Annotated in this window: 9 protein-coding genes; 7 read left to right on the forward strand and 2 right to left on the reverse strand. The window is 46.3% G+C overall.

What is annotated here, in order from left to right:
* The first annotated feature begins 90 nt into the window (after positions 1–90).
* On the forward strand, positions 91–978 hold the full coding sequence (locus L5L97_RS03765) for a LysR family transcriptional regulator (protein WP_212599308.1): 888 nt from the start codon (positions 91–93) through the stop codon (positions 976–978).
* 99 nt (positions 979–1,077) lie between these two features.
* On the opposite strand, the gene L5L97_RS03770 is transcribed toward L5L97_RS03765, so the two are convergent.
* Positions 1,078–1,695 (reverse strand): TetR/AcrR family transcriptional regulator, encoded by a 618-nt coding sequence (locus L5L97_RS03770; RefSeq protein ID WP_198572928.1) that lies wholly within the window; start codon positions 1,693–1,695, stop codon positions 1,078–1,080.
* Positions 1,696–2,113: 418 nt separating this feature from the next.
* Here L5L97_RS03770 and L5L97_RS03775 point away from each other — a divergent pair, with 418 nt between their 5' ends.
* The 6 genes from L5L97_RS03775 to L5L97_RS03800 all read left to right on the forward strand — a co-directional run bounded on the left by L5L97_RS03775 (position 2,114) and on the right by L5L97_RS03800 (position 11,372).
* On the forward strand, positions 2,114–3,352 hold the full coding sequence (locus tag L5L97_RS03775) for an efflux RND transporter periplasmic adaptor subunit (protein ID WP_263181186.1): 1,239 nt from the start codon (positions 2,114–2,116) through the stop codon (positions 3,350–3,352).
* Positions 3,353–3,365: 13 nt separating this feature from the next.
* Positions 3,366–6,524: an efflux RND transporter permease subunit gene (locus L5L97_RS03780; protein ID WP_113939332.1), complete on the forward strand. Its 3,159-nt coding sequence runs from the start codon at positions 3,366–3,368 to the stop codon at positions 6,522–6,524.
* A gap of 443 nt (positions 6,525–6,967) precedes the next feature.
* A complete protein-coding gene (locus L5L97_RS03785) occupies positions 6,968–7,645 on the forward strand; it encodes a methylamine utilization protein (protein ID WP_263146951.1) in 678 nt (225 codons plus the stop codon).
* The gene (locus L5L97_RS03790; RefSeq protein WP_263181187.1) at positions 7,635–9,941 is read left to right on the forward strand and encodes a GGDEF domain-containing phosphodiesterase; all 2,307 of its coding nucleotides are present in this window, start codon (positions 7,635–7,637) and stop codon (positions 9,939–9,941) included. Before L5L97_RS03785 ends, L5L97_RS03790 begins: the two co-directional genes overlap by 11 nt.
* Before the next feature lie 76 nt (positions 9,942–10,017).
* Positions 10,018–10,899 (forward strand): DUF3034 family protein, encoded by an 882-nt coding sequence (locus L5L97_RS03795; RefSeq protein ID WP_263181189.1) that lies wholly within the window; start codon positions 10,018–10,020, stop codon positions 10,897–10,899.
* Complete coding sequence (locus L5L97_RS03800; RefSeq protein WP_263181190.1) at positions 10,896–11,372, forward strand: group I truncated hemoglobin; 477 nt, start codon at positions 10,896–10,898, stop codon at positions 11,370–11,372. The genes L5L97_RS03795 and L5L97_RS03800 overlap by 4 nt, the downstream gene beginning before the upstream one ends.
* A 112-nt stretch (positions 11,373–11,484) precedes the next feature.
* Here the strand turns inward: L5L97_RS03800 and L5L97_RS03805 are convergent, their stop codons facing one another.
* Positions 11,485–11,958: an NYN domain-containing protein gene (locus tag L5L97_RS03805; protein ID WP_006082658.1), complete on the reverse strand. Its 474-nt coding sequence runs from the start codon at positions 11,956–11,958 to the stop codon at positions 11,485–11,487.
* Positions 11,959–11,996 lie beyond the last annotated feature (38 nt).

Below are 11,996 nucleotides of genomic sequence, written 5' to 3' on the forward strand. Positions count from 1 at the left end.
GGCTATTTCCCATTCATTTAATGTGACTATGGCCATAATTTTATCTAGTATAGGGATAAGTTATAGTTAGATAGTATCGGTAAAAGCGATATGTTTAGTCTCGAACAACTCGAAGCCTTTATGGAAACCGTAGAATCGGGTTCATTTTCGAATGCTGCAAGGCAACTTAAGAAAGCACAATCCGTGATTAGCCAGCATGTGATGAATCTTGAAATTGACTGTGGGGTTGAGTTATTTGACCGTTCGGGTCGTTATCCGGTATTAACGGCCGAAGGTAGTAAATTACTGCCCTACGCAAGAGCGACGATTCTTCAACATCGTAGGCTCAAACATACCGCCTTATCGCTCTTCAGTAGTCAATCTTCAGAAGTGTGCCTTGCGATGGATGAAGGCATTCCGATACAGAGAATATCTGAAATTATTCGGTTGTTAGAAGGTGATTTCCCTAATATCGAACTCGAGTTTCTCAGTGCCTCAAGCATAGATATTATCGACATGGTGCATTCGGGAAGAGCATCTACAGGATTGATTTTTAGTGAATTATCTATGCCAAGTAGTATAGATTTTGAGAGTATTGGGGTGATTCAATTCGATCTTTATGTGGCGAGTTCGCATCCCTTAGCAAAATCAGTTGCACCGAACATGGACTCATTGCGACTGTATCGACAATTACTCATCCGCTCACGGAATACTAAAACCAGTAGTTTTCAGCAGGCGTTCAGTCCTGATGTTTGGTATGCCGATAACTATTACGTGTTATTGGAGCTCGCATTACAGGGCCATGGTTGGTGTCTATTGCCCGAGCATATGGTGTCCAATTTAGTTTCATCGGGTAACTTAACTCGCGTCCCCATAGAATTTGAGCAGATAGGCTGGCATGCAAACGTCGATGTGATCCAGCATCAAGATAAAAGCAGCCTGCCATTATTGAAACGACTCAGACAACTGTTTAGAGAACTCTTGGTTGGACAGAAATAAATGGTTGGACAGAAATAAAGCAAAGCATAAATAAAACCCCAGTTAAGTGAGTACTATACTGGGGTTTAGTTTTTGTGGATCAGGATTGGTGAATCAGGATTAATTATTACGCGGAAAGTTAGCCAGCACTAGTTCGGCCACTTTGCGCAGTTCATTCGGGCAAATTCCACTGGTCGCTTGTACGGCCATACCTTGCAATACAGTGCCTATATAACGGGCAAGCAGCAAGGGATCGGCGTCAGCGGGCAAATCACCTTCATCTTTGGCGCGTTGCAGTCGTTCGCACAGGGCTATTTCTCCGTCACGGCGACGATTAATCAAAGTATCTTTAATCGCTTGTCCTGCTTCACTACAGGTGAGTGCCCCTTGAACAATCAAACATCCCTGTGGATGGCTTTTATCCACCAAAGAGCTTGCCGCACCTAGTAGCATTGACTCGATAACCTGATAGGCGGTTTTTTGTTCAAGTGCCGGGTAGAAAAACGCACAGGGGCGTTGTTCATATAATTCTATCGCCTTGAGAAATAACTGTTCTTTATTACCGAAAGCGGCATAAAGGCTAGGTTTATTAATGCCCATAGCTTGGGTGAGATCGGTTAACGATGTACCTTCAAAACCTTTGAGCCAGAAGACTTCTAAGGCTTTTGCTAATGCATCGTCAGTGTCAAAAGCTCGTGGGCGACCAACACAGGGCGTCTGGGTGACGGTTGACATCATTAGGCTCCTCAATTCTCAATTGCCCCTAGGATAGACATGGGTTTAGTCCCTGTCCAGCCACACTTGCCACCGATGACGGACTTAGGGGGATATGTCTACTTAGTCATTCAAGGTGTCACCTAAGTTCAGCATGTTATCTGCGTTAGTCAGTGTTTGCTTCAATATTCATCAAAATGCTTTGCAGTTCAAACTCGTAGCCTTTTGCCTCTGGACGCATTGCCTGCCTAGGGTAAGTGCACACTTTTAATTAAATACCGATCGGTACATAAATTTGTTGACAGCATCATTTTACGCTATATATTACCGTCCAGTACAGAATATTTTTTACCAGTCGGTATTTAATTGGTTTGGTTTGTAACACAGCTGCATGTGTGTGGTTCGAACAGCGTGAAATGCCCGCCACTTTGAGGATAGTAATATGATGAGTAACAAACCTTTACGAATAATGATGTTAACGGCTGTGGCTGCTTTCGTCCTTTCAGCTTGTGGTGAGCAAACTGCGCAGCAGGGACCTGCACCGAGTGCGCCTAAGGTGGATGTCGCTCAGGTATTACATGAGCGAGTCACCGAATGGGATGAGTTTACCGGTCGTTTACAGGCGCCAGAAAGTGTCACCCTTATCCCGCGGGTGTCGGGTTATATAGACTCAGTAAATTTTAAAGAAGGCGCCTTAGTGAAAAAAGGCGAAGTGTTATTTCGCATCGATCCAAGCGTGTTTGAAGTGGAAGTGGCCCGGTTAAAAGCAGATCTTGCTAGCGCACTCTCTGCAGAGCAACTGGCCACTAATGATTTTGAACGAGCACATAAGTTATTTGACCAAAAGGCGGTCTCGGCCGAATTACTCGATACCCGTGAGTCGAATAAACGTCAGACTGCAGCCGCAGTCGCTTCGGTGAAAGCAGCACTCATGCGCGCCGAGCTTGATTTAGCTTATACCCAAGTGCAAGCGCCGATTGATGGCCGCGTATCCTACGCTAACGTCACTGCGGGTAACTATGTCACCGCAGGGCAGAGTGTGCTGACCAGCTTAGTCTCTACCGCCAGCATGTATGCCTATTTTGATGTGGACGAGCAAACCTACCTTAAATACGTGAAGTTAACCGCGCAGAACAAACGTAACGATCCCCGTGCTGGCGATAATCCTGTTTACATGGCTTTAGCCAATGAGCGCGATTATCACCATATTGGCATGGTCGACTTTGTGGATAATGCGATGGATAAGCAGACGGGTACTATTCGAGTTCGTGCGACTTTTAACAATGAAGACAATAACCTATTGCCAGGCTTGTTTGCGCGTCTTCGTACTGCGGGCAGTGGCGCCTATGAGGGGATCTTGATTGACGATAAAGCGGTTGGCACAGATCTCAATAATAAGTTTGTGCTGGTCGTCGCTCATGATGGCACGGTCGAATATCGCGGTGTGACCTTAGGCGAAAAAGTCCAAGGACTGCGCATTGTAACCCAAGGCTTGATGGCCGATGACAAGATCGTCGTTAATGGTATGCAACGCGTACGTCCTAAGATGCAAATTGAGCCAAACATAGTGGACATGGTCGACAGCGACAAGCTCGAGGCACTGCGCCAAGCCCAGTTAATACTCGATAAAAATCAAGAGCATTTGACGGCGCAAGCGGTCGAAACGGCGAGCCGCGGTTAAGGAATAACACACTATGTTGTCGCAATTTTTCATTAAAAGACCGATATTTGCAGCCGTACTGTCATTGCTGTTTCTTATCACGGGGGCGATTGCCGTTTGGCAGTTGCCTATTACCGAATATCCAGAGGTAGTGCCACCAACGGTAGTGGTCACTGCTAATTATCCTGGCGCAAATCCTAAAGTGATTGCCGAAACTGTGGCTTCACCGTTGGAGCAGGAAATTAACGGCGTCGAAGACATGTTGTACATGTCATCGCAGGCGACGTCCGATGGACGTATGACCTTGACCATCACCTTTGCGATTGGCACGGATGTGGATAAGGCACAAACCCAAGTGCAGAGCCGAGTCGATCGCGCTATGCCCCGTCTGCCGCAGGAAGTACAACGTCTTGGTATTGTTACTGAAAAATCATCGCCAGACTTGACCATGGTGGTGCATTTGTTATCGCCGGATAACCGTTACGACATGTTGTATCTGTCTAACTATGCGGCGCTAAACGTCAAAGACGAGTTAGCACGAATTAATGGTGTCGGCGCGGTACGTTTGTTTGGCGCCGGCGAATACAGTCTGAGAATTTGGCTTGACCCGAATAAAGTCTCGGCGCTGGGTTTATCGCCCGCAGACATTATTGCCGCCGTGCGTGAGCAAAACCAACAGGCAGCAGCGGGCAGTTTAGGCGCGCAGCCCAGTGGCAGTGCTGACTTTCAACTTTTGATTAACGTTAAAGGTCGTTTAACTGAACTGTCTGAATTTGAAGATATCATTATCAAAGTTGGTCAGAATGCTGAGGTGATCCGCCTTAAAGATGTCGCGCGGGTCGAACTCGGGGCAACGAGTTATGCGCTGCGCTCTTTACTCGATAATAAGGATGCGGTCGCTATTCCTGTATTCCAAGCATCGGGCTCTAATGCGATTCAGATTTCCGACGATGTACGCGCCAAAATGGCAGAGCTGTCTAAAGGATTCCCTGAAGGACTCGAATACGAAATCGTTTACGACCCAACAGTGTTCGTGCGTGGCTCGATTGAAGCTGTGGTAAAAACCCTGCTCGAAGCCGTGTTGCTGGTGGTGTTAGTGGTGGTGCTATTCCTGCAAACTTGGCGCGCATCGATTATTCCGCTGGTGGCCGTGCCTGTGTCTTTGGTCGGTACCTTTGCCTTTATGCATCTGCTTGGTTTCTCGTTAAATGCCTTGTCGCTATTTGGGCTGGTGCTCGCCATCGGGATTGTGGTTGACGATGCCATCGTCGTGGTCGAAAACGTCGAGCGTAATATTGCCGCAGGATTAAGCCCAGTAGAGGCAACGCAAAAGGCGATGAAGGAAGTGACTGGCCCGATTGTGGCAACCACCTTAGTGCTGGCGGCGGTGTTTATTCCAACGGCCTTTATGAGCGGTTTAACCGGGCAGTTCTATAAACAGTTTGCCTTGACTATTACTATCTCGACCTTTATCTCGGCGATTAACTCACTCACTTTGAGTCCGGCATTATCGGCGCTGTTACTCAAGAGCCATGATGCACCTAAGGACGGCTTAACGCGTCTAATGGATAAGTTGTTTGGTGCTTGGTTATTTGTGCCTTTTAATCGCTTATTTAACCGTGCATCCGATGGTTATGGCTGGTTAGTGCGTAAGGTGATCCGTTTTGGCGGCATTATTGGTCTAGTGTATTTAGGCATGGTGGCGTTAACGGGTGTGCAATTTGCCAATACACCAACGGGTTATGTGCCCGGCCAAGATAAACAGTATTTAGTGGCCTTTGCTCAGTTGCCCGATGCGGCATCCCTTGAACGTACGGATAGTGTGATTAAGAAGATGTCTGAGATTGCGCTAAATCACCCCGGAGTCGCGCACTCGATTGCCTTCCCTGGCCTTAGCATCAACGGTTTTACCAATAGTCCTAACTCTGGCGTGGTGTTTGTCGCGCTCGATGATTTTGACTCGCGTACCAGTCCTGAACTGTCGGCGAATGCCATTGCAGGACAATTGAATCAGCAATTTGCTGCTATTCAAGACGCGTTTATTGCCATCTTCCCGCCGCCACCTGTGCAAGGCCTCGGCACTATAGGAGGGTTCCGTCTGCAAATTCAAGACAGAGCCAACCTTGGTTATGAGGCCTTGTATCAGGTGACCCAACAAGTGATGTACAAGGCGTGGGCCGATCCTCAGTTAGCTGGCGTTTTCTCTAGCTATCAAGTGAACGTGCCACAACTTGAACTGGATATCGATCGGACTAAAGCGAAACAGCAGGCAGTGTCGCTCGATCAAATTTTCCAGACATTACAAACCTATATGGGCTCGACCTATGTCAACGACTTCAATCGTTTCGGTCGAACCTATCAGGTGAATATGCAAGCCGACGAGGCGTTCCGTCAAAGTCCGCAGCAGATAAGTCAGCTAAAGGTGCCGAATCTGAATGGTGACATGATCCCGCTAGGTTCGTTCATCAACGTCAGCCAAAGTTCAGGCCCAGACAGAGTGATGCACTATAACGGTTTCACGACCGCTGAAATCAACGGTGGTCCAGCGCTAGGAGTGAGCACTGGCCAAGCGCAGGCGGCGATTGAGAAAATTTTGGCTGAAACCTTACCTAATGGTATGACTTATGAGTGGACCGAGCTGACCTATCAGCAAATTCTCGCGGGCAATACGGGTCTTTTGGTTTTCCCGCTGGTGATCATCTTAGTGTTTATGGTGCTAGCCGCCCAGTACGAGAGCTTAAGCTTGCCATTGGCGATTATCTTAATCATCCCAATGACCTTACTTTCAGCCCTCAGTGGTGTGCTGATTTATGGCGGGGATAATAATATCTTCACCCAAATTGGCCTGATAGTGCTGGTGGGGCTGGCGACTAAGAACGCTATCTTGATTGTCGAGTTTGCAAAGGAGAAACAAGACCATGGTATGGCACCTATGGAGGCGATATTAGAGGCAGCAAGATTACGTTTACGTCCTATCTTGATGACATCTATCGCCTTTATCATGGGAGTGGTGCCTATGGTGTTCTCCACTGGCGCGGGCGCCGAGATGCGCCAAGCCATGGGCGTGGCAGTATTCGCCGGTATGATAGGGGTGACTGTATTTGGTCTTATCCTAACGCCGCTGTTTTACTATGCCTTAGCAAAGAGAGGCGGTAAAAAAGCCGATGAGCATAAAGAGATAACAGTCGGTTAAGCTTGTTTTCTATTTGAAAAACACATGAAAGGTCTACATTGAGTAGGCCTTTTTTGTTTATTCACGGCGAGAGCGATTAGATTTGACTATCTTTAGCTGGGGTTAATTAACATTAGGTCAATTGATACTTAGTGATGGTATTCCTCGCCAGGTTAAAACTAAAACCAGAAATGAGGAATATCGTTGGTATTTTCTGGATCATCAATAAGAAACAATGAATAACTATTACCAGACCATTCTGTTAGCTTATAACTTATTGCCACTTGAGCGCGTCATTATCACAGAATGATTAGAATGGTTACTGTTTTACGACTTTTCTATATAATTTGATGATTATTCAATACATTAGTAATGTACAATGCTAGATGAATCTAGATCGTTTTTTTACGCAGAACTCAGCTAAGGTACTTGTTGGCCTTGCATCACTATGCCCGAGGTAACGGATGATTCTATATCGCGTTTTATATGCGTTAGTACTTTGCGTTTTGATCTATTTCACGCCTCAAGTCATGGCTGCTGAACTCAATATTAATGTAGTAGATCTGCAACAACAGGCCATTGCCGATACTGTCGTGGAGCTGATCCCTGCAGTGATGCCTGATAATGCAATACCTGTCGAGCATTATGAAATGTCGCAAAAAAATCGAACCTTTATTCCCTTTGTGCTGGCGGTGCCTAAAGGTGCAAAGGTTGATTTTCCCAACTTAGATCGTACTCGCCACCATGTATATTCTTTTTCAGAAGCTAAACCTTTCGAACTTAAATTGTATGTGGGTCAGGCCGAAGCGCCGATTCAGTTTGATAAACCCGGTTTGGTCGCGCTTGGCTGTAATATTCACGATTATATGCAGGCATTTATCTATGTGGCAGATAGCCCTATTGTCGCTGTGACGGACGAAAAAGGTGAGATCCAGTTTAAGGGACTTACCGCCGGTCAATATAAAGTTAAGCGCTGGCATCCATGGCAGAAGGCGGCATCAGAGCCAACGGATTTACTGATAGTTAATGGTCCTAATCAACTTAGTCTGTCCTTAGACATTGAGCGTCAAGCTAAACCGTCGGCTCCGCCGTCGGGATTTGGTCACTACGATTCTGAAGGTAAGCCATTACATGCTAAATAGTTTTCGCGCTCGGCTGATTTTAGTTTTCTTTATTGTGCTGACGTTAGTGCAATTTGCCACAGCATTTTCTGTGTTGACAGCGACCGAAAAAGATAACTTTTTACAGCAACAGAAAAGCCTCGATATTGGCGCGAATGTGTTTCTCGAAGTGTTATCGAATCGCGGTATTCAGCTCAGTCAAAGTTTGTCCGTACTCAGTGCCGATTTTGGTTTTAAGCGCGCGATTGCTACTGGTGAGCAAGAAACCATTGAGTCAGTGTTATCTAATCATGGATCTCGTATTGGTGCCGACGCCGCTGTATTGCTATCACCTAAAGGGGAGCTCTTGACCTCGAGTTTGCCCGGACTCACTCAGGATGATATTCAATCCTTATTTAATATGACCACCAGCAATCATAATGCGTTAGCTATCCTTAATTTTGATCATGCTAGCTATCAGTTTGTGCTGCAGCCGGTGAAGGCGCCGACCTTAATTGCTTGGGTTGGCATGGGTTTTTTATTGGATGAGAAGGTCGCCCAACAAGCTAAAGCTATTACGGGCATCGATGTGAGTTTTGTCAATCAGGCAACGGGCCGCACTGAAATCGCTTCAACCTTATCAGATAATGAAAAGTTAAGCGTAATTGAGCAGGCGAGCTTATTGCCTAGCTTGCTGAAAATGCCTAGTGAAAGTATTCCCGTAGATCATCTGTCTATGGGCATCAAACTTTATGATCACAACGGCAGCCAATTAGCGCTACTACATCAATCAAACCTTAAGTGGCAGCAAAGTTATCAGCAACTACGCAATAATATGCTGCTGATTTTTGCTTTGACCTTAGCACTGGCGATTGCGATTGCGATTTGGTTGTCGGGCAGTTTGACTGAACCCGTGCATCAACTTGTGAATTATGCCCGCAAAATCGGTCAAGGTAAGCAGCCTGCCAATATTCAAGGTGCGCCAGCAGAACTGCGGGTGTTGGCCAAAAGTTTGTCCTTAATGCGCGATGATATTGAAGCGCGGGAAAAGGATTTAGTCTATCAATCCCGCCACGACAGTTTGACGGGATTACTCAATCGTTTTGCGGCAAAACAGCATTTGGCGGATCTTAACGATAAATTATCCGGTGCTATGGTGTTGTTAGATATTAAACATTTCCGCCATATCAACGATATTATTGGTTTTGCCAACGCCGATACTTTATTACTGCTTTTTGCTCGTCGCTTAGAGCAATTAGCACCGACACCGGATTTACTGGCGCGTTTAGACGGTGACTCATTTTTACTTCTGTATAGTCAAGGTATTCGCCCCGAACATTTACTGAAGTCATTGGATATGCTGGAGTCTCCCTTTCCAATCCAAGGCTCAAATATTTCTCTTACCGTGCGTGCGGGATTACTTGAAATCGATGGTAATGGTGCTGATATCGATGTATTGGTGCGCCGCGCCGAAATTGCCCTCAATCAAGCCTGTCTCGAAGAGCAACGCATCGTCAGTTATCGTGAAGGCGCCGATGAGAAATACCAGCGTGAGCTGACGATTATCCGTGATTTGCCTATAGGTTTAGCGCAAAACCAATTGTATTTAGTGTTCCAACCTAAAGTGGATTTACGCCTAAACCAGTGCACTGGCGCCGAAGCATTGATCCGCTGGCAACATCCTACGCTAGGGTTTATTCCGCCCGATGAATTTATCCAACTGGCTGAAAATTCAGGCAACATTGATATTGTTAGCCAGTGGGTATTGAAGCAGGCAATTCAGCAATTAGTGACATGGCAGCGGCGGGGTATGGTGCTAAAACTGGCTATTAACCTGTCGGCCCATGATTTAGTCGATACTCGCTTACCGAATCAAATCGCCATTTTACTGAAAGACAATAATCTGCCAAGCGGTGCACTCTGTATCGAAGTCACTGAAGGCGCCGTGATGAAAGATGCACAGACTGTGGTGAGTGTATTACAGCGATTTCGTGACATGGGCGTGTCTGTTGCCATTGATGATTTTGGCACAGGTCATTCATCATTAGCCTATTTGAAAATTTTACCCGTTAATGAGGTGAAAATTGATCGCTGCTTTATCAAAGACATGCTCACGGATAGCCAAGATGTGATGATAGTCGATACGAGTATTAAATTGATCCATGGCTTAGGTTTTACCGTAGTAGCCGAAGGCGTTGAAGAACAAGAAGGTGTTGAGATATTGCGTAATCTTGATTGCGATATCATTCAAGGTTACGTGTTTTCGAAACCCTTAAAAGCGGCTGAATTTGATCTGTGGTTCGAGGCGTTTAACCATCCAAATGCCTCTGATGCATAAGCGCGTTTACTCAAGTCAATATGCAAAGACGTTAGACTAACGATTCATCGTCGAAAGAATGAGAGCGGAGCATCAAGTGAACATTTCCATAAATGCATTGAAGTTGAATTCATTAACTTGGAATTATGTTAAGGCCTTGTTTTGCCTATTTTTACTATTGGGTACTGTTCCTACGTTTGCTGAAGGTAGCCGTGTGGTCGCGACAGGCGGCGGGACGATGATTGAAGGCAGTGCTGGCGGTGGCATAGTGCCATGGGCCGTGATTAACGGTTATGGTAGTAGCGGTGAATGGTCGGCAACGGCGATGGCGACGGGGGTCTATGTCGATGATTTTACCCTGAAAGTGATAGGCGCTTCTTTGAGTTTTGATAATCGATTCGAGCTGAGCGTTGCGCGGCAAACCTTTGATTTGGATACTATGGGCGGCGAGTTAGGCCAAGATATCTTCGGCGTAAAATACAAGCTTACCGGAGAGCTGCTTTATACGGCTATGCCGCAAATTACCTTAGGTGCCCAGTATAAAAGAGTCGATGACTTTGCGATTCCTCAGGCGGTTGGGGCGCGGGATGATTGGGGTTTAGATGTGTATATTGCTGCCAGCAAAGTATTTTTTGATGCGGTAGCGGGACGAAATGTATTACTCAATGGGACCGTGCGCGCGACCAAGGCGAATCAAACGGGTTTATTGGGTTTTGGTACTCAAGCCAATCATGATTACCAGTTTGTGCTCGAAGCCTCTGCCGCGGTATTGCTGACGGATAATGTGGCACTGGGTATCGAATATCGCCAGAAACCCGATGAGTTAGCTTTTGCCCAGGAGGATGATTGGCAAGATGTGTTTTTAGCTTGGTTTATCAATAAGCATTTTTCCGTGGTTACGGCCTATGCGAATTTGGGCAGTATTGCGGGGTTTGAAGAGCAACGGGGTTGGTACCTGTCGGTGGAGGGGGCGTTATGAGGCGTTTACGGGTGAAGCTAATACCTTTCGTCGCAGTGTTTTTTTTCACTGGCTGTGCGGTGCAAACGACCGAAACCTCAGCATCACTAACTCACTCGAGTCATCAAACCGCAAGCCATCAAACCTTATACCAAGATTTAGGTGGTAACGCAGGCGTATCGGCGATAGTCGATGGTTTGCTGGCACGTATTGCCACAGATCCACGCATAGTGCATCACTTTCAAGAGACAGATATTGCGTTATTTCGTGAGCGTGCCATCGAACATTTCTGTCTGGTTGCCGATGGCGGCTGCCTGTATCACGGCGAAAGTATGCAGCACAGTCATAGAGGATTGAATATTACTCAAGCGGATTTCGATGCCTTAGTCGGCCATTTGATTGAATCGATGAAAGAGCAACATATTCCGCTATCTATCCGTAATGCCTTTCTAAAACGTCTTGCCCCTATGTATACGGACATTACCTATCAGTGACTTGCTTCATCTTTAAAGTAGAAGCTCAATATAGCGTCTCGACATTGTGGGGCGAAAGAGTGAATGAGTCAGATACGGTTAGCGTGATGGATAGGCGCATTCTGTCTTGTGACTAGAGCAATAACGCCTCATCTATGGGATGAAATTGAGAGGCTGCATCCCTTAAGGATTTAGCCGTCAGGGTAGGGACGCCATAGACTTGGGTTTCAACGCCATATTTTTGATGGATTTTTTGCAGCAATAAATCGAAATCGCCATCACCAGACAATAAGATCACTGTATCCACTTCACTCGCCGCTTCCATAATATCTATGGTGATCCCCACGTCCCAATCGCCTTTGGCTGAGCCATCGCTACGCTGAATAAACGGTTTTAACTTCACCTCAAAACCTATGTGCTTTAGTGCGTCTTGAAATTTCAATTGCCCATCGTCGCCCTTATGGATGGCATAAGCCACGGCCAAGGCTATGTCACCCTCATAACCTAAGTGTTGCCACAGTTTACGATAATTAAATTGGCGACCATAGGCTTCGCGGCAGGTGTAATAGATGTTTTGTACATCGACAAATAAAGCGATTTTTTTCAAGGCGTTTTCCAGCGGCTAGGGGAGTAAGGGCACTATAG

Source organism: Shewanella sp. SM71 (assembly GCF_025653905.1).
GTDB classification, from domain to species: domain Bacteria; phylum Pseudomonadota; class Gammaproteobacteria; order Enterobacterales; family Shewanellaceae; genus Shewanella; species Shewanella oncorhynchi.

Bases quoted from the DNA above. Each gene is read 5' to 3' on its own strand.
- L5L97_RS03765 (WP_212599308.1), top strand. From the start codon at position 91: ATGTTTAGTCTCGAACAACTCGAAGCCTTTATGGAAACCGTAGAATCG.
- L5L97_RS03770 (WP_198572928.1), bottom strand. From the start codon at position 1,695: ATGATGTCAACCGTCACCCAGACGCCCTGTGTTGGTCGCCCACGAGCT.
- L5L97_RS03775 (WP_263181186.1), top strand. From the start codon at position 2,114: ATGATGAGTAACAAACCTTTACGAATAATGATGTTAACGGCTGTGGCT.
- L5L97_RS03780 (WP_113939332.1), top strand. From the start codon at position 3,366: ATGTTGTCGCAATTTTTCATTAAAAGACCGATATTTGCAGCCGTACTG.
- L5L97_RS03785 (WP_263146951.1), top strand. From the start codon at position 6,968: ATGATTCTATATCGCGTTTTATATGCGTTAGTACTTTGCGTTTTGATC.
- L5L97_RS03790 (WP_263181187.1), top strand. From the start codon at position 7,635: ATGCTAAATAGTTTTCGCGCTCGGCTGATTTTAGTTTTCTTTATTGTG.
- L5L97_RS03800 (WP_263181190.1), top strand. From the start codon at position 10,896: ATGAGGCGTTTACGGGTGAAGCTAATACCTTTCGTCGCAGTGTTTTTT.